Origin of the sequence: Gloeotrichia echinulata CP02 (assembly GCA_038087035.1) — a bacterium.
In the GTDB taxonomy this organism is placed as follows: Bacteria; Cyanobacteriota; Cyanobacteriia; order Cyanobacteriales; family Nostocaceae; genus Gloeotrichia; species Gloeotrichia echinulata.
Map to the genome: position 1 here is coordinate 3,160,348 of CP051187.1, position 23,110 is coordinate 3,183,457.

Annotated in this window: 21 protein-coding genes; 9 read left to right on the forward strand and 12 right to left on the reverse strand. The window is 43.9% G+C overall.

Annotated elements, in window-relative coordinates; all coding sequences use genetic code 11:
- Positions 1 to 67: 67 nt before the first annotated feature.
- Both HEQ19_14060 and HEQ19_14065 read right to left on the reverse strand, forming a co-directional pair.
- A complete protein-coding gene (locus HEQ19_14060) occupies positions 68 to 1,990 on the reverse strand; it encodes a TonB family protein (GenBank protein ID WYM00481.1) in 1,923 nt (640 codons plus the stop codon).
- Positions 1,991 to 2,455: 465 nt separating this feature from the next.
- Positions 2,456 to 2,611, reverse strand: coding sequence for a hypothetical protein (locus tag HEQ19_14065; protein ID WYM00482.1), 156 nt, complete (start codon positions 2,609 to 2,611; stop codon positions 2,456 to 2,458).
- Between the two features lie 243 nt (positions 2,612 to 2,854).
- Here HEQ19_14065 and HEQ19_14070 point away from each other — a divergent pair, with 243 nt between their 5' ends.
- The gene (locus HEQ19_14070; GenBank protein WZI67211.1) at positions 2,855 to 3,136 is read left to right on the forward strand and encodes a hypothetical protein; all 282 of its coding nucleotides are present in this window, start codon (positions 2,855 to 2,857) and stop codon (positions 3,134 to 3,136) included.
- A gap of 192 nt (positions 3,137 to 3,328) precedes the next feature.
- On the opposite strand, the gene HEQ19_14075 is transcribed toward HEQ19_14070, so the two are convergent.
- Entirely contained in the window at positions 3,329 to 5,848 is a 2,520-nt protein-coding gene (locus tag HEQ19_14075) for a penicillin acylase family protein (GenBank protein WYM00483.1), read from the reverse strand.
- 146 nt (positions 5,849 to 5,994) lie between these two features.
- Between HEQ19_14075 and HEQ19_14080 the strand changes: the two genes are divergently transcribed.
- From HEQ19_14080 to HEQ19_14110, 7 genes are all read left to right on the forward strand, one after another.
- On the forward strand, positions 5,995 to 6,342 hold the full coding sequence (locus HEQ19_14080) for a hypothetical protein (GenBank protein WYM00484.1): 348 nt from the start codon (positions 5,995 to 5,997) through the stop codon (positions 6,340 to 6,342).
- Positions 6,339 to 6,584: an HNH endonuclease signature motif containing protein gene (locus tag HEQ19_14085; protein WYM00485.1), complete on the forward strand. Its 246-nt coding sequence runs from the start codon at positions 6,339 to 6,341 to the stop codon at positions 6,582 to 6,584. The genes HEQ19_14080 and HEQ19_14085 overlap by 4 nt, the downstream gene beginning before the upstream one ends.
- Before the next feature lie 345 nt (positions 6,585 to 6,929).
- On the forward strand, positions 6,930 to 8,156 hold the full coding sequence (locus tag HEQ19_14090) for a transposase (protein WYM00486.1): 1,227 nt from the start codon (positions 6,930 to 6,932) through the stop codon (positions 8,154 to 8,156).
- Between the two features lie 611 nt (positions 8,157 to 8,767).
- On the forward strand, positions 8,768 to 9,508 hold the full coding sequence (locus HEQ19_14095) for an RNA methyltransferase (protein WYM03403.1): 741 nt from the start codon (positions 8,768 to 8,770) through the stop codon (positions 9,506 to 9,508).
- Positions 9,509 to 9,790: 282 nt separating this feature from the next.
- Positions 9,791 to 11,326 (forward strand): serine hydrolase, encoded by a 1,536-nt coding sequence (locus HEQ19_14100; protein WYM03404.1) that lies wholly within the window; start codon positions 9,791 to 9,793, stop codon positions 11,324 to 11,326.
- Between the two features lie 85 nt (positions 11,327 to 11,411).
- On the forward strand, positions 11,412 to 11,717 hold the full coding sequence (locus HEQ19_14105; GenBank protein WYM00487.1) for a hypothetical protein: 306 nt from the start codon (positions 11,412 to 11,414) through the stop codon (positions 11,715 to 11,717).
- A 337-nt stretch (positions 11,718 to 12,054) separates the two neighbouring features.
- Positions 12,055 to 12,456: a fasciclin domain-containing protein gene (locus tag HEQ19_14110; GenBank protein WYM00488.1), complete on the forward strand. Its 402-nt coding sequence runs from the start codon at positions 12,055 to 12,057 to the stop codon at positions 12,454 to 12,456.
- A 208-nt stretch (positions 12,457 to 12,664) separates the two neighbouring features.
- On the opposite strand, the gene dprA is transcribed toward HEQ19_14110, so the two are convergent.
- The 4 genes from dprA to HEQ19_14130 form a co-directional block, all read right to left on the reverse strand.
- The gene (gene dprA, locus HEQ19_14115; GenBank protein ID WYM00489.1) at positions 12,665 to 13,783 is read right to left on the reverse strand and encodes a DNA-processing protein DprA; all 1,119 of its coding nucleotides are present in this window, start codon (positions 13,781 to 13,783) and stop codon (positions 12,665 to 12,667) included.
- Positions 13,784 to 14,233: 450 nt separating this feature from the next.
- Complete coding sequence (cysW, locus tag HEQ19_14120; GenBank protein ID WYM00490.1) at positions 14,234 to 15,067, reverse strand: sulfate ABC transporter permease subunit CysW; 834 nt, start codon at positions 15,065 to 15,067, stop codon at positions 14,234 to 14,236.
- Positions 15,054 to 15,923: a sulfate ABC transporter permease subunit CysT gene (gene cysT / locus HEQ19_14125; GenBank protein ID WYM00491.1), complete on the reverse strand. Its 870-nt coding sequence runs from the start codon at positions 15,921 to 15,923 to the stop codon at positions 15,054 to 15,056. Before cysT ends, cysW begins: the two co-directional genes overlap by 14 nt.
- A gap of 345 nt (positions 15,924 to 16,268) precedes the next feature.
- Positions 16,269 to 17,414 carry a sulfate ABC transporter substrate-binding protein gene (locus HEQ19_14130; GenBank protein ID WYM00492.1) on the reverse strand — a complete coding sequence of 382 codons (1,146 nt, stop codon included), beginning with the start codon at positions 17,412 to 17,414 and terminating at the stop codon, positions 16,269 to 16,271.
- A 477-nt stretch (positions 17,415 to 17,891) separates the two neighbouring features.
- On the opposite strand from HEQ19_14130, the gene HEQ19_14135 reads away from it, so the two are divergent.
- Positions 17,892 to 19,028 (forward strand): sulfate ABC transporter substrate-binding protein, encoded by a 1,137-nt coding sequence (locus HEQ19_14135; protein ID WYM00493.1) that lies wholly within the window; start codon positions 17,892 to 17,894, stop codon positions 19,026 to 19,028.
- Positions 19,029 to 19,182: 154 nt separating this feature from the next.
- Here HEQ19_14135 and HEQ19_14140 read toward each other — a convergent pair whose 3' ends face one another.
- The 5 genes from HEQ19_14140 to ssuD form a co-directional block, all read right to left on the reverse strand.
- Positions 19,183 to 19,956, reverse strand: a complete 774-nt coding sequence (locus HEQ19_14140; protein WYM00494.1) for a class II glutamine amidotransferase — start codon at positions 19,954 to 19,956, stop codon at positions 19,183 to 19,185.
- Complete coding sequence (locus HEQ19_31000; protein ID WZI67212.1) at positions 19,935 to 20,222, reverse strand: hypothetical protein; 288 nt, start codon at positions 20,220 to 20,222, stop codon at positions 19,935 to 19,937. Before HEQ19_31000 ends, HEQ19_14140 begins: the two co-directional genes overlap by 22 nt.
- A gap of 24 nt (positions 20,223 to 20,246) precedes the next feature.
- On the reverse strand, positions 20,247 to 20,492 hold the full coding sequence (locus tag HEQ19_14150) for a hypothetical protein (protein WYM00495.1): 246 nt from the start codon (positions 20,490 to 20,492) through the stop codon (positions 20,247 to 20,249).
- Positions 20,493 to 21,009: 517 nt separating this feature from the next.
- Positions 21,010 to 21,576, reverse strand: coding sequence for an NADPH-dependent FMN reductase (gene ssuE / locus HEQ19_14155; GenBank protein WYM00496.1), 567 nt, complete (start codon positions 21,574 to 21,576; stop codon positions 21,010 to 21,012).
- A 74-nt stretch (positions 21,577 to 21,650) separates the two neighbouring features.
- The gene (ssuD, locus tag HEQ19_14160) at positions 21,651 to 22,811 is read right to left on the reverse strand and encodes an FMNH2-dependent alkanesulfonate monooxygenase (protein WYM00497.1); all 1,161 of its coding nucleotides are present in this window, start codon (positions 22,809 to 22,811) and stop codon (positions 21,651 to 21,653) included.
- Positions 22,812 to 23,110 lie beyond the last annotated feature (299 nt).

Consider the following 23,110-nt stretch of genomic DNA (forward strand, 5'->3'; position numbering starts at 1 on the left):
CGGCATTGCCGTGCCCCTACTGGCTTCTATATGTATCAGAGTTTTGGTGAAATCGTATAAATTCTATTTATGGGGTAGATTCAGCAGGCGGTGTAGAAGCAGGCGCTGGTGAATCTGACGGTGGTGACTGTGATGGTTTTTCACGACGACGCAGGATTTCTTCTAACCGCTTGCGCCTTTTTTGCACTCTCTCCTCTCTACCTTCCTCTGACTGAGTTGGTGTGTCAGATTCTACACGCTGACGGCGGGGTGTCGTTTCTTCCGATGGAGTTGGTGTGTCTGATTCTACGCGCTGACGGCGGCGGGGTGTGGTTTCCTCCGATGGAGTTGGTGTGTCTGATTCTACGCGCTGACGGCGGCGGGGTGTGGTTTCCTCTGATGGAGTTGGTGTGTCAGATTCTACGCGCTGACGGCGGGGTGTGGTTTCTCGATTTCGCCTGGTAGTATTTTCCTGGGGAACATCTGTAACCACTCCTGTTGTTGACCGCTGGCTACGTTGAGGAGATTCTGTCACATTTGGGTTAGAAACGGCTGTATCTGGCTTTTTCTCTCTAGCTTCTCTTTCTCTTTCTCTTTCTCTTTCTCGTTTTCTTTGTGTTTCTTGAAGTTCGCGGTGACGCCGTGAACCTTGAATAGCAAAATTAACTGATGCTTTCACCCCTTGTCTACCGCCAGATGTGGGTTTTAATTTCCACTCTTGTGCTGCTCTTTGTGCTGCTTCATCTAGTTCTTTATCACCACTAGAACGAATTAACCGCACTCGCGTGACATTGCCATTATCATCTGTATCAACAGCTACCTCTGGATTGCCTTCTACGCCTCGTCGTCTCGCCCTGTCTGGATATTTAATATCACACTTGAGGCAGTCTGCACGATCTAATCGTGAACCATTATCTGTTGGAGGTTTTGGCGCTGTAGCTACTGTTGTATCTTCTTTTTTTGGTTCATTCCCGACGCCATTCCCTGAACCATTCCCGACGCCATTCCCTGAACCATTCCCGACGCCATTCCCTGAACCATTCCCGACGCCATTCCCCGAACCATTCCCGACGCCATTCCCTGAACCATTCCCGACGCCATTCCCTGAACCATTCCCCGAACCATTCCCAACGCCATTCCCGGAACCATTCCCTGAACCATTCCCGACGCCATTCCCTGAACCATTCCCGACGCCATTCCCCGAACCATTCCCGACGCCATTACTAGAGCTATTATTTGTAGCGCTACCACTAGCTTGTGCGGATGCTGATGATTGTGGAGTAGAAGAATTAGCCCCAGCACCTGGGGAAACATTCAGACCAGTCACCGCTGAGGGTGTAGTTGCTATTGTCGGCTGTGGTGGCTGAGTTTTTAACCTATCAACCAACTTCTGTATCGAGCCAGTTTGCACTATTGAAGGTTCAGTCACTGGTGGTGCTGTATTTTCAATTGGCTTTGGTGGTACTGTTGTTATTGTCGGCTGTGGTGGCTGCGTTTTTAACCTATCGACTAACTTCTGTATCGAGCCAGTTTGCACTATTGAAGGTTCAGTGACTGCTGATGGTGTATTTTCAATTGGCTTTGGTGGTACTGTTGTTATTGTCGGCTGTGATGGGGGCGTTTTTAACCTATCAACCAACTTCTGTATCGAGCCAGTTTGCACAGTTGATTGTTTTGTTAGAGGTAACAAAGAAGCTGCTGTCCCACTTGTGGTAGTTTGGGTTTGAATAGGCTTGCTACCGCCACCACCACCACCACCCCCTGCATTTACCTTTGGTTGAGATTTGGTAATTTCTGATGGTTTTACTTCTTGGGGAGTCGGAGTTTCGATAATTACCACGTCAATCGGTTCTTCTTGGAGTTGAGGAATTCTCTTCAAGAAATTGCTTAGGGCTAAGGCGAATACCCCGATATGTAACGCTGTTGAACCAATTAGACTGTAGAGCAGAAAAGACTTAAGGGTCTGCGCTTCTTTTTCTCGCTGCTCCAGCGCGGTACTCGACAAGCTCATATTTTTATTTATTGCTATAAATTATCATTACTTTCTTATATGAGTATACAGCCAAGTCAATTTTTTTTAGTATAAAAGATATCATTATTTTACTTTGCAGTGTATGTAATTAACATCTAATGTTTATAGCGTTTCTCGCCCTAGTGAGGTACATCGGTAAGGGCACGGCAGTGCCGTGCCCCTACATCGCGTGATACAATTGAGTACCATCACTGAATAGGAAGTGCTATATCGATATAATTCTAGAATTTATCGTAACCGATTTGTGGCTTAGGCGTAGCCCTTCGGCTCTTCCGTACTTAGCGTGCTAAATTTATTAAATAATCAGCTTGAAACCCTTACTGAGATACGGTAATAGCCATTATTTCCTGTATTTTTGGTCATATTGCTGAAAATTAAATTATGAACGCCTGTAAGTCTTACTTTTAAAGCAAATTTATAGACTTTAACTAATAATTAAGCACGCTAAGTACGCAAGAACCTAAATTTTTGGATAATTTTTTCTCGAAGCCGTGCTAACTTTTGCAGAACGCTTTCCGTGGCTTTTTCGATAGTGGTTTCAAAAGCCTTAGTAAATACTAAAGTAGCGATACTAGCCGCAGTCAGTGTTAGAGGCTCCATATTCTTCGCATCAAATACGAGGTTAAACTCACGGGTATCCTACCCTAGTTCAACAATTTAGGGGATAAATAATCCAAATTTCTTAATAAATGGCGTCGCTAATCTGAATTTAGACGTAGGGTGTGTTCCCGGAGGGAACGCACCACCAATAATATTAAAGATGGTGCCGTACCTCATATCTTGCAGCTGCTAGTACTCTGTCAAGATAAAAATGATAGACTGTAGTGCGGGCATCTTGCCCGCGTGAGCGAGACGCTCACACTACCAAAAATCCCTCAAAACAAAATTGACAGACTAGTAGTACCAGTTTCATCAGAAGCTATAAAATGGGCTGATATAATTTTCGTCATGGAACAGTCACATAAACGCAAGCTGTCGCAAAATTTCCAACCCTTTCTCAAAGATAAAAAAATTATCTGTTTAGATATTCCCGACGAATATGAATACATGGAACCAGCTTTAATCGAATTATTAAAGCGAAAAGTATTACCCCTATTGGGAACCTATTACAGCAATTTTCATTGATTTGAACCACAGATCCTCGTAGGGGCGCAAGGCCTTGCGCCCCTACCGCGTGGTCTATTTACTGTAACTACTCCCTTCCCTTCCTTGCGCCTTCGCGCCTTTGCGTGAGAGAAAAGAATTTTTAAGCTCACGCAAAGGCGCATTCGCGAAGCGTCTCGTAGAGAAGACGCAAAGGTAAGAAGAATAACACCTTTAAGGAACCAACCGCAACCGTCCCTGAGCATTACCCAACACCGTCTTTTCCTCCCACAACATCGGATGATATTCAACCTTGCGCCAAGGGTCAACCATATCTGTATAATGTGCATGGAAAGCGTGACCAGACTGACCAGGGGTATGAATAGCCACCGAATTAGCGAGATTTGCCAAATCGACAACCATCCGCATTGAAGGAATCTCCGTCACCTGGTAAGATTCACTTGCACGCCAGCGGTTAGCGTTGACAGTCTCCCCATTCCCCGCAGTTGCAAAAGCACCACGATTAAATAAAGCCTCAATGGGTGCGATTCCCGATTTACCCAAAGTGGCGTTACGAAAAGTAATTGTATGCAGTTTACCCCAGTTCCAAAACTTCGGGTCTTTGCTTTGATGACGTTCTAATTCATCCACCGCTTCTGTCAAAGCCTGGAGGAGAATTTGGTCACGGTTCTCGACTTTTGGCGTCTTGCGGTTATCCCACCAGAAGCTATCTGGTTTTTTTACCAAATTACTCACCACAGTGTACCAGCGATCGCCCCCATCGGGATAATATTCTTCAGGTAACTGGTCGTGGAAGGTATCCGCTAGCAAGTGTTTCCAAAATACCTCAAATAAAGCTGCTGCGGGTGATGACATTTCTAGCTGAAAATTCCAATTTCGCAGCAATTTCTCAGCTACTTTCAAAGACGGACTATCTAAAGAAATACTTTGCAGTAGGGGTATGAGAGTCTGTGCATTCAAGTTGTAATTGTCAGCCTGGATTGACTCGACATCAAGCAGAGAAATTGGCTGATTTGACTGGGAAATCATGTCGGTAATCCGCTTGGCGCGATAGCCATAAACCCAGTCTGTGGTAATCATACCAGGATATTTACGTTGCACCAAATTATTGGCGGTAGCGATATAACCTTGGGTTGGATTGAAACTTTGGGGTAACTGCTCAAAGTTAATATAACCGCGCCATTCATATTCATTCGTCCACCCAGGAACCGGATAGCGCCCATTTCCCTTCGCCCGGATGGGATATTTCCCTGGTAACTGATAGCCAATATTCCCATCAATGTCAGCATAAATGAGGTTTTGCGCGGGAACTTCATAATTACGAGCAGCAGCGCGGAAATCTGTCCAGCTTTCGGCGCGATTAAGTAGGGGGATGGCGTACACTAGTTTTGAAGGTTCTAAGGCTGTCCAGCGCAGGGCTACGGCATAATTTGAAGGGATTTCTACACCCTGATTTGACGGGAACTGCTTCAGGTTGGGGGAAACATCCGAGAGAATCGGACCGTGACGGGTATAGCGCACTTTTTGGACAATTGGCTGTCCCCCAGCGATTTGAATTGTCTCGTTAACCATTTGCATATCCACCCATTTACCATTAACCTCATACTGGTTGGGGTTGTTTGGGTTGATTTTTTCGATATATAAATCCATTACATCCGATTGTACATTGGTGACACCCCAAGCAATGCGATCGTTATGACCGATAATTACCCCCAGCATCCCCGCAAAGGAAAAGCCTGTGACGTTATAGGGACATTCTGCACTTTTGGAAGTGCAATGCAGACCAACCTCGTACCAAATAGAGGGAATTTGCACAGCCAAGTGGGGGTCATTAGCTAAAATCGGTTTACCTGTAGTGGTGCGATCGCCAGAAATCACCCAACTATTGGAACCAATCCCGATTCCCGTCCCCCCCAACAGTTTTTCCAGCGCCAACATTGGCTGCGTAATTGACTCTATCACCTCAGTTCCAGAGGCGATTAATTGCGTCTCATCAAAACTATCCTGTTCCCCCGTTTTCCTTTTTTGCAAATCAGGTAAAATCGCCGGGGAGTCTTGGGGATAGGGGGGAAAAAGTTCTTCCACTTGAGCTAGATTGAGGGTCTTCAGCAACACAGTCCGTTCAATTTCGCTTTGAAAATTTCTCCCCAAATCATAAGCCATTACCTTACCCCAGGTCAGGGAATGTAGTGGTTTCCAAGGTTCAGGTTTATACCCAGGATTCATCAATTTCAACACCGCATATTCTAAACTCAGGTTAGCACCTTGATGCTCTGCCAAATAAGCATTGACGCCGGCGGCGTATGCTTCTAAGTATGCATTCATCTCTGCATCCATTGCGGCGAGTTCTTGCTTGGCGACCCTCGCCCAACCCATTGTCCGCAGATACTTATCAGTCTCTAACTGGGAAGGGCCAAACATTTCTGCCAATCTTCCAGAACCGATGTGGCGCCAAAAATCCATTTGCCAAAATCGGTCTTGAGCATGGATATAACCCTGTGCCATGAATAAATCATGGGAATTGGCTGCATAAATGTGGGGAATACCCAAATTATCCCGCTGGACACTCACCTCAGCCTTGAGTGTGGATAATTGAATTGTACCACTTTCTTGCGGAAAGGATTGACGGACAGTGTGGAAGGCAAAACCGACTAAAAATAGACCCAGCAACAGCACCACAATCACGGTGTTTTTAAGTCTCTTCCGCAACCAATTTTTCCTGGTTCTTCTCATTTTGCGCGTGTTGTGGCATCGTTAATTGAATCAGGGCTAATTATACCGCTGCACAAGAGCCAAAACAAAAGGGGGCGATCGCCTGTTTTGAGTCAGTCTTGGCACAAGTACAATAGAGACAACGACACACTTGGGAAAAACGCAGTATGCCGACAATTACCCTGTTCGTATCAGAGGAATTATCTCAACAACTCGCACAAGTAGGCGATCGTCTACCTGAACTGCTTGCCCTTAGTCTCCAACAGCCAGCCGTACCAGCACAAGTTTACCGATATATCCTCGACTTTCTCGCCAGTAACCCCACTCCTCAACAAATTGCCGAATTTCAACCAACACCTGAAATGCAGGAGAGGTTACGTACATTGTTAACACGTAGCCAAGCAGGTACACTCACACCCACTGAGTTAAAAGAACTTCTGGAGTATGAACGGATCGAGCATCTGGTGGTGATGATTAAAGCCGGTAACTTACCTTATTTGAGCAGTAGACTGTGAGCCTCTCCTATATTCCCACTGCTCTTCGTCGCCTAGTTGAACAACGAGCCAACTACAAATGTGAGTATTGCCTGCTACCGGCAGGATTGGCGTTCTTTCCCCATGAAATTGACCACGTAGTCGCCCAAAAGCACGGTGGTACAACGGATGCTAATAATCTAGCATTTACCTGCTGGCGCTGTAACCGCCACAAAGGCACTGACTTAGGATCGTTCGATCCGCAAACAGGAACTTTTAGCTAAAAGAAAAAGAAGCCCCACATCTGACCCGTTCGCGTAGCGTCTCGCAGAGAAGGGCAGTGTGGGATGAATTTTTGGGCGATGACGAATTGACCAACAACTAATTCAATCCGTAGGATTGACAGGACAGTTGGTCGGTGAGGAATCGCCATTTTTTATGTTTGGCAATGTGTCGATAAGTTCATCTATCACTTGAGTCATGGTTTTGTCTACGCACTCTGCATGTTGCTTGAGCTTATTGAATCTGCGTTCTGACATTCTTAATCGTAATTGTTTATTTTTCATAGTGGTTACACAATGGATATACGGTATGTTATACTATTTTCAGGTCGAAAAACAAAGAATAAAATGAGAACTTCATACCAATACAAAATCAAGCCAACTAAACAGCAAGCAGAAAAAATTGATCAAACGTTGGAAATGCTGCGTTATCAATACAATTACTTGCTTGCTCAAAGGTTTGATTGGTATGAAATGAATCGATGTCCTATTGATAGATGCCCTTTGATTTGTCATCTACCAGATTTAAAAGAACAACCCAACTACTACAATCAAAAAGCATCTTTGGTGCAATTAAAAGTAGATAGACCTTGGTACAAAAATATTCACTCTCAAGTGCTACAGGAAGTACCTAAAAGAGTTGAGCTAGCTTTTGACAGATGGTTAAAAGGCGATATCAACGGGAAGAAATCAGGTAGACCTAGATTCAAAGGGAAAGGACAATACAAGACTTTTACTTACACCCAATTTAAGCAGCATCATTTTGTCAATAACAAAATTACGCTCTCAAAGATAGGAGATGTTAAGGTAATTGTTCATCGCCCGATACCCGTTGGGTTTAAAATCAAAACCTTTTCTATAACTAAAAAAGCTGATGGCTATTATGTAACTCTCAGCTTGGAAGATGCTACAGTTCCAATAATTAAACCTGAGTTTAACCCAGAATCCATAACTGGCATCGATGTCGGTTTGAAGGAGTTTTTAACAACTTCTGAGGGTGAAACTGTTGCTATACCTCAGCATTACCGCAAAGCACAGAAACGTTTGCGGGTTATCCAAAAACGTGTTTCGCGTCGTAAGAAAAGTAGTAACCGTAGACAAAAAGCGGTTAAACAACTAGGTAAGCAACATAAAAAAGTTGCTGATAAACGTAAAGATTTTCATTTCAAAACTGCTAACAACTTATTGAAAAAATATGATGTTGTTGCAGTTGAAGATTTGAATGTTAAAGGACTTGCACGTACCCGATTGGCAAAATCTGTACTTGATGCTGGATGGTCAAGCTTTCTGTCGATACTGACAAACAAAGCCGAAAATGCTGGTTTGTTGGTTATCCCAGTTAAAGCGTCTGGTACAAGTCAAGATTGTTCTAATTGTGGCGTAAAAGTTCCTAAAAAACTGCATCAACGATGGCACGACTGTCCTAATTGTGGATGCAGTCTTGACCGAGACCATAATGCAGCGATAAATATAAAAAACAGAGCGGTGGGGCATCCCGTTCTTAAAGCCAAGAGTCTCCTAAGCGATAGCCGGATTGTCTTGGAAGCCTACACTTACTGCGAAGCAGAAGTGTAGGAGATGTCACCTTTCTATTCAATCCGCGTACCCAGAAATGGGAGGAACACTTCACTATTTCCGAACAGACTGTGCTTGGATTAACGCCTGTGGGACGTACAACAGTCAGATTACTGCACATGAATACCGACGAACGATTAGCTGAAAGGCAGAGATTGTAGCTTTTTGATAAATCTAAGTTCCAAGGTGCATGACACTGCGCTAATATACCCTATGAAATTACAAAAACTGCTTTAAGCTCGGCGTTTCCAGTAAAAAGCTCGGCGTTCGGAGTAAAAAGCTCGGCGTTTCCAGTAAAAAGCTCGGCGTTCGGAGTAAAAAGCTCGGCGTTCGGAGTAAAAAGCTCGGCGTTCGGAGTAAAAAGCTCGGCGTTCGGAGTAAAAAGCTCGGCGTTCGGAGCAAAAAGCTCGGCGTTCGGAGTAAAAAGCTCGGCGTTCGGAGTAAAAAACTCGGCGTTCGGAGTAAAAAGCTCGGCGTTCCGAGTAAAAAGCTTGAATGATGAGAAGTTTCAGTCTAATCTATACCTACCTTGACATAGGCATGGAGGCGATCGCCTCGACAGTTACAATAATGTCATGGACAAAGGCGAAAATCAGGGGTGGGATGGGAAAATGGGATTAGCTGGATTAAAAATTGTCTTGGTAGAACCACATGGTCCATTAAACCTGGGAGCGATCGCCAGAGTGATGAAAAATTTTGGCTTAGATCAACTAGTATTAGTCAATCCCCAATGCGACCCCCTGGACATGGAAGCGCTGAAAATGGCGGTTCATGCCAAAGAAATTTTAACATCTGCGGTTTTAGTAGCGACATTACCAGAAGCGTTGCAGGGATGTGTCAGAGTCATCGCTACCACCGGTCGAGTTCGCAGTTGGGAAACACCTTTAGAAAACCCCCGCACCGCCCTACCTTGGTTGCTAGAGGAACCAGAACAACCCACAGCGTTAATTTTTGGCAGGGAAGACCGAGGATTAAGCAATGAAGAATTAAACTATGCTCAGAGGTTTATTCACATTCCCACAAGTCAAAATTATCTGTCCCTGAATCTGGCTACGGCTGTAGCCATCTGCTGTTATGAACTGGCACAATCTACAGACCAACCATTGACACCCACCCCATCCCCAACTGAACTTGCACCTTTTGAGATCCTAGAAGGATACTACCAGCAATTAGAATCCCTGCTGCTAAACATTGGTTATCTTTATCCCCACACAGCAACTAGCCGTATGGAAAAATTTCGCCAACTGTATAATCGCGCTCACCTGCAAACCGGGGAAGTCGCGATGCTCCGAGGAATTATACAACAAGTAAAATGGGCAATTAAAACCTATAAAAATGATGGAAAGTTGTAATTCATCGTTTAATATGTACGCATTGATTCCCCCAAAATAATAAATATGGCTTAAACTAAACACAAAAATACTGACTTAACTGGGGACTGGGGACTGGAGACTGGGGACTGGAGACTGGAGACTGGAGACTGGAGACTGGATTAATTTACTCTTGACTCATTACTCATTACTCATTACTCATTACTCATTACTCCTTACTCCCAATCCCCAACCCCCAATCCCTGGTCACTGAGCGGAGCCGAAGTGCAACCCCCAACCCCCAATCCCCAATCCCTAGCAGCGATGTCAGAATCAAGTGATAAACTCAACACTTTCTCCAGGCGTCAACCCCTAAATCGCCCCCAGCGTTCGCGCAAAGTCCAAAAGGCGGAACCAAAGAAAGTCAAAGTTCCCAAACAGCAGCAGCGTACACCTCAAGAAGGAGCTACGGCGACACGTGTAGTAAGAAATGGTACTAATCAAATCACGGTTAATACTGGTGTGTCTAGGTCAAGACCAGGGCTAGTAATGCCAGCAGCAGTCAAACCCATCCCCAAAGGGAAGATTCCCCCCTTCCAACCAGGGGCTGTCAAAATTAAGACAGTGCGAATGGAGAAGTCGGCGGTGCCCAAAAGTAGACAATCGCGGAAAACGCGGTTAAAGCCAATGGCTAGAACCCTCTTGTATACTCTGCGATTATTAATTGTCGGTGTTGGGATTGGGGCGATTGTCGGTACAGCGTTATCGGTATTAGACCCCGCTAGTCGTGTCACCCCAACTGCTTCTCCAGTATCGAATACAAATACTGAACAATCGCAGTCACAGCCTACACCAACAACCCCAGCGACTTCCGGCTTATATCTAACTCAGGAAATTATCCCCTTAAAAAATGCCGTGCAAAATTTGGCATCAGCCAACCAAAATCTTACAGCAGGGGTTATAATAGTAGACTTAGATACGGGAGCTTACGTTGATGTGAATAGCGCTGCTAGTTTCCCATCGGCGAGTACAATTAAGATACCGATTCTGGTGGCCTTTTTCCAAGATGTGGATGCTGGTAAAATCCGCCTCGATGAAATGCTGACCATGCAACAAGAGATGATTGCAGGCGGTTCAGGAAATATGCAATTAAAGCCAGCGGGAACCCAGTATACAGCCTTGGATGTCGCCACGAAAATGATTACAATCAGCGACAATACAGCGACAAATATGCTGATTGCCAAACTCGGCGGTATCGATGCTTTAAACCAGCGTTTTCGCAGTTGGGGGTTGACAACCACAGCCCTTCGCAATCAACTTCCAGATTTGCAAGGGACAAACACCACCAGTCCTAGGGAATTGGGAACTTTGATGGCGATGGTGCATCAGGGAAATTTGGTGAATATGCGATCGCGTGATCTGATACTAAATATTATGCGTCAAACCGAGAGAAATAATCTACTCCCCTCTGGTTTAGGCGCAGGCGCTAGCATTGCCCACAAAACCGGCGATATTGGCACAATGTTAGGAGATGCAGGTTTAGTAGATATCCCAACTGGGAAGCGCTACATCGCCGCTGTCATGGTACAACGCCCCAATAATGACCCCCGCGCCGAAAAACTCATTAGCTCAATTTCTCGTGCGGCTTATCAACAGTTTAGTCAAAATGCTGTCGTCCCCAACAGCACGACAAACACCATACCAACAACCAGTTATCAGCCATCTATGATGCCACCTGGTGTACCCAACAGTATGGGAAATCCTATTGGTTATCGGTCACCTGTGATGGCGCCTGTTCTACCCAACAACATGGGTTATCCGCCTCCAGTTATCAATCCCCAGTATTATCCTCCCAGATAAGGTTATTTGCAGGCTAATTTTTCTCACACATCCCACAGGGAAATGTTATATATAGTACCTGTTTTTGATACAACACGAAAGATCAATGATGAACTCAAACAATTTGCACAAATTAGTAGGACTTGCAAACGAACACGGGATTAATTGTCAGGTAACTCCAGATGAGTGCTTGGTTACATGCTTACCTGGATACGATGATTTCTTATTAGCTTTTACTTGGTCTGGTGCAGTTGAAGGAGAACCACAAGAACATGAATTAATAGCAATTAGTGTACAGGATATTACTCAAGAAAGGACAGTAGCAGCTTGGCAGATTCCTAGTTATTTATTTGGCAACGTTTTAAGACAAGCACAGATGCTTGTCGCTGCTCATATAGATTTTATGACATAACGAATCAACCATAGCTAAAAATTATATCTATTCTCTCTTGGTTCCAAATTCTTACCTAAGATAGTCGCAAGGGTCATATCCTTCATGGTTTTACTAAGTATTTAGTATTAAATATTAACATGAACCTTGATTTTTAATTTGCTATTGGCTATAGTTTCAAGTGTTTTTTCCAGCCAATACAGACTATTTTTTAATTTTTTAGCTCAATTTAGTCAAATTTTATTAACTAAACATTATGATACACAAGTTGAAATTAAGTGCATATCTCAAGATAGATACAATGCATTATGAAAAAGTTTACATTTATCATGAAATGTAAAGGAATTAATGAAAACACATGGCTGACATTGTTGATACTGCTGTAAACGCTGGTTCTTTCAATACCTTAGTTGCTGCAGTTAAGGCTGCTGGGCTAGTTGATACTCTCAAAGGTAGTGGACCATTTACCCTTTTTGCACCTACGGATGAAGCATTTTCTAAACTTCCAGCCGGTACCGTAGATGCTTTACTCAAGGATATTCCCAAGCTCAAGAAAATCCTGACTTATCATGTTGTTTCAGGTAAAGTGCTAGCAGCCGATGTGGTTAAGCTGAAGTCAGCTACTACGGTAGAGGGTTCAGATGTAAAAATTGACGCTTCTCATGGTGTCAAGATCAATAATGCTACTGTTGCAACACCAGATGTTGCTGCTGATAACGGTGTTATTCACATCATTGATACAGTGTTGATTCCTGCATAAGCAAGCGTTTAGATAGTATCTGTAGTTAGGGCAATGCCCTAACTACGTGTATTTCAAAAATCAAATATTAGTCCTATATCCGAAGATGATATAGCGCTTCTCATTCAGATGAGGTACAAGATTATATCGCTAGGTGTAGGGGCACGGCATTGCCGTGCCCCTACGGGTGTACCGCACTAGGCCGGGAAACGCTATATTAGGAATTATTTTAACACTTTTGATATCGCATTCCCGGTAATTGTGAAACTAAACCCATAAGTTCCAACTGTAACAAAGCACTGGAAACTGAACCAGCACCCATACCTGTTTGTTGGACAATAAAATCGAAGGGTAAGACATCAACAGCAATTACATTTAATACCTGTTGTAGTTCTGGTGACAAATCTGGCAAACTTAACTGTTGTGGTTGTGCAGTCGCCTCAATTGCATCAATTTGTGGGATTGCTCCCAGCATTTTTAACAGTTCGTCTAATTCCCTGAGAATTAACGAAGCGCCTTGGCTGAGTAATTTTAAACACCCTTGGGATGGATGGTCATCAATTCTTCCGGGGAGTGCATAGACATCACGTCCGAAATCATTCGCATAGGTAGCTGTAATTAAAGCACCAGATTTTAAGGGTGCTTCCATTACCAAGATGGCACGACTCAAGCCAGCAATAATCCGGTTACGACGGGGAAAGTGGGTGCGGTCGGGTGGGGTTTTGGTAGGATACTCACTCACGACTAAGCCAGCAGTCAAAATTTGCTGATACAAATCCCGATTTTGGTGGGGATAGATGACATCTACACCCGTTCCTAAAACGGCGATTGTTCGTCCACCTGCTTTCATGGCGGACCAGTGGCTTTCGGTGTCAATTCCCTCAGCCATCCCCGAAACAACTGTAAACCCGTTTTTGGCTAAAGCGGTGCTAATTTGCCGAGTCCAACGGATACCATATTCCGAGGGTTTCCGAGTACCAACAATGCCAACTAGGGGTTTATGTCCGAGATTCTCTTGCAGTTCCACTTCACCGCGATAGTAGATAATAGGTGGTGGACTGGGAGTTTCTAGGAGCAAGCGGGGGTAATCTCCATCCGCTGGCGTCCAGAAATGGGGGTTTTCGGCTTGGTGTTTGGTGAGTATTTGTTCTGGATGCAGACGCGATCGCTGTTGTATTACCTTTTCTAATGTCTGAAAACCAAAACCCTCCACCCTTCCCAACTCAGCCGCAGTCGCTTTCCAAGCCGTTGCCAATGTGCCAAAATGCTGTTGCAAGCGTCGCAGCAATACTGGTCCAATTCCCGAAATTTGCGACCAAGCTAGCCAATATGCACGTTCTTCTACCACTTGTCTATCCTCAGACCTGCTGAGTTGAGTATTCCCAAATTACTGTTAAAAGTGGTTTGGTTCACATTGGGGAACACCAAAAAATAAATTATCCCAAATTGACGGTTAGTAGGGTGCGTCAGTATAGCACTTCCTATTCAGATGAGGTACAAAATTGTATCACGCGATGTAGGGGCACGGCACTGCCGTGCCCTTACCGATGTACCTCACTAGGGCGAGAAACGCTATAGCAATAATTTCTTGGTGTAGCTAGGTTTTCTCGCAATACAGTTCAGTTAAGAAAATTGTCGTAGGGGCACGGCACGAATAAAATTGTCATTAGAAGAAAAGATTTTGGATGTTCCCTACACTGTATACCACTGGAGTCTAACTGAACTGTATTGGGTTTTCTCGCATTGACGCACCCTACATTTTGGATATTTTTTTATCTGGAGGTCCCTTAACTAGGAATTACTCAACATCTTTAATGCGGGTTTTTCGTTCTAAAATCTCCTTTAGCACTAAAGTTACGACTGCTAACAATGCCAACAATACAGCCGCTGAGAAAGCCGCTTCAGTTTCATACTGTTTGTAAGCGTCTTCTACAAACAGTGGTAGACTCTGGGTTTTTTCAGCAATATTACCAGATACTACTGAAACAGCGCCGAATTCACCCATTGCTCTAGCATTGGTCAAAATTAAACCATAAAGTAAGCCCCAGCGAATACTGGGTAAGGTGACGCGCCAAAATATTTGCCAATCGTTTGCGCCCAGGGTTCTAGCTGCTTCTTCTTGCTCACTACCAAATTCTTCTAACACAGGAATGACTTCGCGGGCGACAAAGGGCATACTGACGAAAGCGGTAGCCAGTACCATACCTGGAAAGGCAAAGATAATCTGGATATCATGTGCCTGTAGCCAAGGGCCAAACCAGCCCTGGCGACCGTAAAGTAGCACAATCATCAAGCCCGCGACTACGGGGGAGATGGAAAAAGGCAGGTCAATAATACTTAAGACTATAGCCTTACCGGGGAAATTATTGCGAGCGATCGCCCAAGCTGCACACAAACCAAATACTGCATTCAAAGGCACAGCAATTACAGCCAATGTTACCGTTAGCCCGGCTGCGAACAGAAACGCTGGTGCGCTGAGATTTTCCAGAAATGGCCCCACTCCCTTTTTGAAAGCTTCGACAAAAACGTTGATTGCCGGGATATATTGAACTAGAGCTAAATAGCCAACGGCGATCGCAATCAAAATTGTTGGTGTCCAACTCTTGTCCTGTTTGGGTTTATTTGTTGTCATATCTTCTAGCCCACGCTTGTAAGAAATTAATTGCTAGTAGCAGCACCAACGAAATTGCTAGTAGAACCACACCAATCACAGTTGCACCAGAATAGTCATACTGTTCTAATCGCTGGAAAATCAGCACAGGTGCGATTAAATCTTCGTAAGGCGTATTAGAAGAAATAATCACAGTCGAGCCATACTCCCCAACCGCACGGGAGAAACCCAAAGCTACCCCAGTCAAAATCGTCGGAAATAAAGGCGGTAAAATTACCTTCCAAAAAGTTTGCCATTGAGAAGCACCCAAACACCACGCCGCTTCTTCAATTTCATGCTCCATTTCCTGCAATACAGGTTGCACCGTCCGTACTATAAATGGGAGTGAGATAAATATCATTGCTACCCCAACACCCAGACGAGTGAAAGATACTTTAATTCCCAGTGGTGCCAACAGCGAACCAATCCAGCCATTATCGCTGTAAACCGTTGCCAAGGTTAAACCTGCTACCGATGTCGGCAGCGCAAACGGTAAATCTACGGTGGCATCAATTATCCGTTTTAACGGAAAGTCATAGCGAACAAGAACCCAAGCAATCAGAGTCCCAAAGACCCCATTGATTCCCGCAGCAAATAATGAAGTAACGAAAGTGACATTGTATGTTGCCAGAGCCAGATCACTAGTAGCGATTTCCCAAAACTTAGTCGGCGGTTCCGTACTTGCTTTGAGAAACATAGCAGTTATGGGGATCAATAACATAACTATCAGGTATCCCACAGTAATCCGCCATGTCCAAGGAATCTGACGCAACCGAAGTAGGAACGCCTTCCACACTGGAGTTTTACCGTCAGCTTGAAAAGAAGGAGATAAAGTCATAATCAACAATTCAAAAGTTAAATTGCAAAATTGTAAAATCCAAGCTTGGTAGGCATCCTGTCACCATTTTGTCATTTGTCATTTGTCATTTGTCATTGGTCAGTTGTCAGTTGTCATTTGTATTTAACTCCTAACTCCTAACGCCTAACTCCTAACTCCTAACTCCTAACTCCTAACTCCTAACTCCTAACTCCTAACTCCTAACTCATTACTCATTACTCATTACTCATTACTCATTACTCATTACTCATTACTCCTAACTCATTACTCCTAACTCATCACTCCTAACTCCTAACTCATTACTCATTACTCATTACTCATTACTCCTAACTCCTAACTCCTGATTTACCGTTTGTTTTTGCTGTGAATTTGGTCAAAAATCGCACCCTCGGCAAAAAACTTATTCTGAACTGCATCCCAACCGCCGAAGTCTTGAACGGTACCCAGATTTTTCACTTTGGGGTATTTATCTGCAACTGCTTTAGTTTGGGCGACTGTCTCATTTACAGGACGGAATCCGACTTTGGCAAATTCTTGCTGTGCTTCTGGGGTATACAGGAATTTGACGAAAGCTTCTGCTACCTCACGATTACCATGTTTATCGACGTTTTTGTCTACCACGGCGATGGGATTATCGATGGAGATGTTGACATCAGGGATGATATAAGTCACCTTCTCGCCCTTTTGTTCGGCTAGGACAATTTCGTTTTCATAGTTAATTAGGGCATCACCCTGACCTTGCTTGAAAAATGCATCCGTAGCTTCACGCGCATCTTTTGCCAAGATTGGCACATTATGATAGACTTTGGTCACAAACTCAGTAGCTTTCGCCTCGTCTCCACCAGTTTTAATTACAGAATTCCACAGTGCTAGGAAATTCCAACGCGCAACGCCGGATGTTTTAGGGTCAGCAGTAATCAGTTTGATACCGTCTTTGCCCAAATCTGCCCAAGTTTTAATGCCTTTAGGGTTTCCTGGGCGAGTTACTAGTGCTGCCACAGATTTAGAGACAATGGCATTGTTAGGGACTTCCTTTTCCCATCCAGGCTGAATTAGTCCAGCCTTCTCAATCTTTTGGGTGTCTCCAGCCAGTGCTAAATGGACAACATCAGCTTCTAAACCATCAATGACAGCGCGAGTTTGGGAACCAGAACCCCCATAGCTTTGCTTGACTTTGACGGTTTGGTTATGTTCTTGCTGCCACTTGTCTACAAACTTGGGGATAATGGCTTCGTGAGCTGCTTTGGTGACGGCAAAAGAAACCAGGGTTATTTCCACATTATCCTTTTTGGCAGATACAGGACTAGCCCCAGGGTTTTCTGTGGCAGAATTATTCCCATTACCACCAGAGCAGGCGGCTAGCGCCACACTCAAGAGCGCTCCTGCTAAAAAGAGCGATACAAAACCTTTGAGCGAATTGAGCCTGAACCGATTGATGATCTGCCCTGTACTCAGTTGCAATCGTTTCAGGGGGCGTTGCCACACAGTCATTCCATATCCTCCTCTAAATATCTACGGTTATTAGATGCAAATACCGTATATAGATTTATGCTAATAGATGATGGCAGGTATCCTTTGCTCAACGCAAGAGTAAAACTGCACATTCTCGATAGAGAATAGGGTGATCATATCATCCCTAGGTGTCTGTAGAGGGACAACCGCACCAGAAGGGTGGGTGTAGTTTTTTATAAGTTTTTTTTAAATTTTAAAAATTATCGTTTTGAGCATATATTCAGCACTTAACTACTGATTTTGCATATTATCGCTGAATTTGTGCATCTTATTTTATAGATATAAAAATCTAATTAACTTATACACTCATTTATCTCTGGGAAAACAGTTGTTTTTAAGTATAAAGTCCCTTGTTTTCCCTTGTCTCATCTGATACTGTATATATCCAGAATCATCTACCACTGTATTCCGATTGAATTTTCGTGGATTAAACCCATTACCAACCTACCTTATCCCATGACACACCAAGAAACCAACAAACCGAAATTCATCCAAGTGGTAAACCAACTATTTCCAGCCTTCAAACAGCCTGCAACTCAAACCTCTGCTCTAGTGCTAGCAGCAGGCTTAGGTTTAAGTGCTTTGCTACCTGTTTACGCTGCTAGTACAGGTTCTCAAACTGCGTCTGCTAACCAAAAGAATCAACTGATTAGCCAAAATAACAAGAAAGAAATTACTCTAGTTACCTACGCAGTCACCAAAGCCGCCTACGATAAAATCATTCCCCAGTTTGTGGCGAAATGGAAGAAGGAAAAAGGTCAGGATGTGGTAATTCGGACCAGCTATGGTGGTTCTGGCTCCCAAACACGTGCAGTAATTGATGGCTTACCCGCAGATGTGGTAGCTCTAGCACTGGCTTTGGATACTAAAAAAATCGAACAAGCAGGTTTAATTAAACCAGGTTGGGAGAAAGAAGCGCCTAATAATTCGATTGTAACTCGCTCAGTAGTTGCTTTAGAAACCCGTGCAGGTAATCCGAAAAAGATTAAAACTTGGTCCGATTTGGCTAAACCTGGAGTCAAAATTGTCACAGCCAACCCCAAAACCTCCGGTGGTGCTAGATGGAACTTCCTAGCTTTGTGGGGTGCTGTCGCCAAGAATGGCGGGAATGAGACTCAGGCCTTTAACTTTGTTAGTCAAGTCTTTAAGAACGTCGTTGTGCTTCCCAAAGATGCACGGGAATCTAGCGATGCTTTCTATAAAAAAGGTCAAGGGGATGTGCTACTGAACTACGAAAACGAAGTCCTCTTAGCCGCACAACAAGGAAAGACAGACACTTCTTACGAAGTTCCCGCAACCAACATTTCTATCGATGCTCCCGTAGCAGTTGTCGATAAGAATGTAGATAAGCGCAGTACACGTGAAGTTTCGGAAGCTTTCGTTAAGTTCTTATTCACCCCAGAAGCTCAACGCGAGTTTGCTAAAGTTGGTTTTAGACCAGTTAACTCCACCGTCGCTAAAGAAGTACAGAATAAGTTCCCCAAGATTTCCCGACTCTACACAGTCGATAATCTGGGAGGTTGGGATACTATTCAGAAGAAGTTCTTCGATGATGGCGGAATCTTTGACAAAATCCAAAGTGGGAAACGCTAATCTCTAGCGATTTTTGCTGACACATCAATACTAATCGAGAAGTACACTCGTAAGGGCACGGCAGTGCCGTGCCCCTACCCCCACGATATAATGTTTTACCGTCTCTGAATGAAAACCCTAATAAATCTAAAATTGGGATAAAAATATTAAGTTTTCAATTCACTATCAAGAGACAGCCATCCTGAAATACCAGGAGTTCCCCCGGTTGAATTGGTGTCCAAACTTCGTTGTCAGTTAGGGGAATGGTAGCAATAAGCGCCACGCGATCGCTTGGTGAGGTCAATTGGCGAAAATCTACGGTCATATCTTGGTCAATTAAATGGGCTGCTGCAAAGGGTGCTTGACGCACAATGTAGCTGAGTTTGGTTGAGCAGTGGGCAAAAAAGTGTTCGCCATCCGATAGTAAGTAGTTAAACACACCCTTTGCCGCCAGATTTTCTGTGACTTTACGTAATACCGGGTACAGTTCTTCTAAAGGTGGCTTACCTTGAGGAAAGCTTTGTCTCAAGGTTTCTAGTATTACACAGAAGGCTTTTTCACTATCAGTGTCACCCACGGGTTGAAAAAACCCCTGATTTTGAGGTTGAAAATCTGGTAAATTTCCGTTGTGGGCGAATACCCAATACCTTCCCCAAAGTTCCCGGCGAAAAGGATGACAGTTTTCTAGGGCGATTTCACCTTGGGTAGCTTTGCGAATATGGGCAATCACATGGGTAGAGTGGATGGGGTAGCATCGCACCAAATCTGCTACCGGGGAAGTAACAGAAGCTTTAGCGTCTAAAAAAATCCGACATCCTTTCCCTTCAAAAAAAGCAATCCCCCAACCATCGCTATGATCGTCAGTCTTTCCACCCCGCGCAGAAAACCCTTCAAAAGAAAAACAGATGTCTGTTGGGGTGTTACAATTCATTCCCAGCAGTTGGCACATGAATATTGCAGCTCTAAATTTTTAATTAATGCCTCTCGATTAACATAGTTCATAATACTGCAACAGTTCTGGTGCGATCGCTGCAATCTTAAAATTTCGTTTGTAGGGGATTGAGCATTCTGGTATTTTAATATACCGTCAATCAGGCTATCTTGTGCTAAGAGACGATGCAATTCGGGATGATATCCCACAATCCAGCAATTGAGTTGAATATTGAGGGATTGTTTTGCAGGACTTGCATCCCGAAAGTCAGCTACGAAGCACAATCATCGTCCTTTCCTGTTTCCTTTTTATTCAATTTCCAGTTCTTTTGTGGTACGTTTCAACTGTTTCCAGAGGACACGAATTTGGGTGTAAGCTTCTTCTGGGGAAAGTTTACCACCGGTTTGTAAATTGCAAATATAGCTTACCCGTTGAGAAAATTCTTGCAGATTAGCATTAAAAACCAAATACTCTGGCTTGAAATGTCCGTAATATGGATGACGAGGATAGAGAAAATCACATAGTTCGGAGAGAAAATCAGATTCCTGTTTCATGGCAATTACCAAGTGTTATTGAATAGTAAAATTTCTGAATTATAAACTATAGATACTCCCTAATTTCATGATAGCAATCATGTCCGTAATATGGATGACGAGGATAGAGAAAATCACATAGTTCGGAGAGAAAATCAGATTCCTGTTTCATGGCAATTGCCAAGTGTTATTGAATAGTAAAAATTCTGACTTATAAACTATAGATACTCCCTAATTTCACGATAGCAATTATAGGATTTTTGAGAAAAGTAGGAGATGGGTGAAAAATACCCATCTCCTACAGGCAGAGGTTAGGAGAAATCTAGAAGATTTATCAAATTATATCAATTAAAAAAATCTTGGCAACACATCGATAATCTGTAGGGGCGCAAGCCCTTCAGCCCCTACCCTATCTGTCCCATTCTTTTTTTTAATTGGTATTAAAGTACTCATATCATAACTGAATTTTTGAGGAATGTAGTAGATGGATAAAAAATATCCATCTACTATAGATAAACGGAGGTATAAACGTAATCAGTTAACTAGCGCGAACCAAGTCTGGAGAGTCTATTGGAGAATGTTTGATAGCTTTGACAAATTCTTGCAGGACATCTTTGAGTCTTAGTTCAAGTTCTTGATCCAGCAGCAAACTGCCATCGTCTTGCCGTTGAATTTGTTTGTCTATGGCGTAAACAGTAGCCAGGATATGTCTGGCTCCTAATTCGCCTAAAATGGGTTTTAAAGCATATTCAATTGCTAACAAATGAGCAATTGTTCCACCAGTGGCGATGGGTAATACGACTTTTCCCGTCAATGACTTTTGGGGCAATAAATCTAAAAATGTTTTCAGTACCCCTGTGTAAGCAGCTTTATAGATGGGGGTGGAAATAATCACACCATCTGCTTTTGCCAATAAGGCTTTTGGCTGTTCTAAAGCTGGGCTGTCATATCGTCCAAAAATTAAATCTTCAGCGGGTAAATCGCGGACGGAAATTATGTCTATATCCAAGCCTTCTTGCTTTAACAGGTTGCCGGCATATTCGACAATACTGTAAGTTCTGGATGGGTGGGATGGACTACCTGCGATCGCGAGAATATGAGTCATTTAATTAAACTCCCAATTTCTACAACTGATTCTGTTTTTTTGTTGCAACATTGCTTGCTATCTCCCAGGCGTTTCTAGGATACGGTGGTGGCTTTTTCTTTGGGCTGCTGCTTGGGAAAATTTTCATTGGCAACAATCTCTCCAAATGGGCTTAATACATGTTGTTGCTCTACAATTGGTAGATTCTCTAATGGCAAATGGGGAAAGAGAAGTTCGGCTACTCGATAGGCTTCTTCTAGGTGGGGATAGCCGGAGAAGATGAAGGTTTCAATACCTAAATCTGCATATTCTAACATCCTGGCGGCTACGGTTTGGGGATCACCTACTAAGGCTGTACCGGCACCACCGCGCACTAAACCAACTCCCGCCCACAGGTTTGGGCTAATCTCTAGCGCGTCGCGACTACCCTGATGTAATTGGGTCATCCGCCGTTGTCCTTCTGAGTCCATCCGGGCGTATGCTTTTTGTGCCGTAGCGATCGCCTCTTCATCCACATATTGAATCAATTGATTGGCTGCATCCCAAGCTTCACTTTCAGTTTGGCGCACAATTACATGCAAGCGAATGCCAAATCGTAAAGTTCTGCCCTCAGCCTCTGCTAGCTGGCGAACTGAGGCAATTTTCTCGGCGACTTGGGCTGGTGGTTCGCCCCAAGTAAGATAGACATCTACATGCTTGGCGGCTATTTGTTGGGCGATAGGTGAGGAACCGCCGAACCATAAGGGCGGATGTGGCTTTTGGACTGTAGGAAATAACAGCTTACCGTTCTCAATGTCGAGATATTTACCCTTGAGGTTGGCTTGTTCTCCACTGGCGATCGCCCGCCATGCTGTCAAGAATTCATCTGTTAACTCATAGCGTTCATCGTGTCCGAGGTGCAAGCCATCTCCCGCTAACTCTACTGGATCGCCGCCTGTGACTACGTTAATTAATAATCGTCCACCAGATAGGCGATCAAACGTCGCCGCCATCCGCGCTGCTACCCCAGCCGACACCAAACCCGGACGAATCGCCACTAAAAAACGCATCTGTCGGGTTAGGGGTACTAAGGTTGACGCCACAATCCAAGCGTCTTCACAAGAACGACCAGTAGGTAGCAATGCCCCCGTAAAGCCCAGATCATCTACCGCCTGTGCTATCTGCCGCAGATAGGGAAAGCTGACAGCCCTTCCACCTGTAGCAGTTCCAAGGTAGCGTCCGTCGCCGTGGGTGGGGATGAACCATAGTAACTGCATGAGTCCTGTCCTTTGTAATCTACGCTAAGTCGATAGAACTACCGTAGTTTTAGTTAATTTACAGATTATTGCATATTCCACTAATTCAAACAAGGGGTTTTTTACATAACTACGGTATTCCTATCAGATAAATGTATATTAATCAGCTAAAAGATGGGAAATCAAAATATACAGAGATTAAAAACGTATTAAAAAGAACTTAAAATATCATATATTGATCATAAAATTGAAATAGAATCTGGAACGCACTAACTAAAAAACTCCACCCACAAGGGCATGGGGCATGGGGCATGAATCGA

What these genes read in the sequence shown, in the direction of transcription:
- HEQ19_14060 (WYM00481.1), bottom strand. Translation starts at nt 1,990, where the DNA reads ATGAGCTTGTCGAGTACCGCGCTGGAGCAGCGAGAAAAAGAAGCGCAG.
- HEQ19_14065 (WYM00482.1), bottom strand. Translation starts at nt 2,611, where the DNA reads ATGGAGCCTCTAACACTGACTGCGGCTAGTATCGCTACTTTAGTATTT.
- HEQ19_14075 (WYM00483.1), bottom strand. Translation starts at nt 5,848, where the DNA reads ATGAGAAGAACCAGGAAAAATTGGTTGCGGAAGAGACTTAAAAACACC.
- HEQ19_14080 (WYM00484.1), top strand. Translation starts at nt 5,995, where the DNA reads ATGCCGACAATTACCCTGTTCGTATCAGAGGAATTATCTCAACAACTC.
- HEQ19_14090 (WYM00486.1), top strand. Translation starts at nt 6,930, where the DNA reads ATGAGAACTTCATACCAATACAAAATCAAGCCAACTAAACAGCAAGCA.
- HEQ19_14095 (WYM03403.1), top strand. Translation starts at nt 8,768, where the DNA reads ATGGGATTAGCTGGATTAAAAATTGTCTTGGTAGAACCACATGGTCCA.
- HEQ19_14100 (WYM03404.1), top strand. Translation starts at nt 9,791, where the DNA reads ATGTCAGAATCAAGTGATAAACTCAACACTTTCTCCAGGCGTCAACCC.
- HEQ19_14105 (WYM00487.1), top strand. Translation starts at nt 11,412, where the DNA reads ATGATGAACTCAAACAATTTGCACAAATTAGTAGGACTTGCAAACGAA.
- HEQ19_14110 (WYM00488.1), top strand. Translation starts at nt 12,055, where the DNA reads ATGGCTGACATTGTTGATACTGCTGTAAACGCTGGTTCTTTCAATACC.
- cysW (WYM00490.1), bottom strand. Translation starts at nt 15,067, where the DNA reads ATGACAACAAATAAACCCAAACAGGACAAGAGTTGGACACCAACAATT.
- cysT (WYM00491.1), bottom strand. Translation starts at nt 15,923, where the DNA reads ATGACTTTATCTCCTTCTTTTCAAGCTGACGGTAAAACTCCAGTGTGG.
- HEQ19_14130 (WYM00492.1), bottom strand. Translation starts at nt 17,414, where the DNA reads ATGACTGTGTGGCAACGCCCCCTGAAACGATTGCAACTGAGTACAGGG.
- HEQ19_14135 (WYM00493.1), top strand. Translation starts at nt 17,892, where the DNA reads ATGACACACCAAGAAACCAACAAACCGAAATTCATCCAAGTGGTAAAC.
- HEQ19_14140 (WYM00494.1), bottom strand. Translation starts at nt 19,956, where the DNA reads ATGTGCCAACTGCTGGGAATGAATTGTAACACCCCAACAGACATCTGT.
- HEQ19_14150 (WYM00495.1), bottom strand. Translation starts at nt 20,492, where the DNA reads ATGAAACAGGAATCTGATTTTCTCTCCGAACTATGTGATTTTCTCTAT.
- ssuE (WYM00496.1), bottom strand. Translation starts at nt 21,576, where the DNA reads ATGACTCATATTCTCGCGATCGCAGGTAGTCCATCCCACCCATCCAGA.
- ssuD (WYM00497.1), bottom strand. Translation starts at nt 22,811, where the DNA reads ATGCAGTTACTATGGTTCATCCCCACCCACGGCGACGGACGCTACCTT.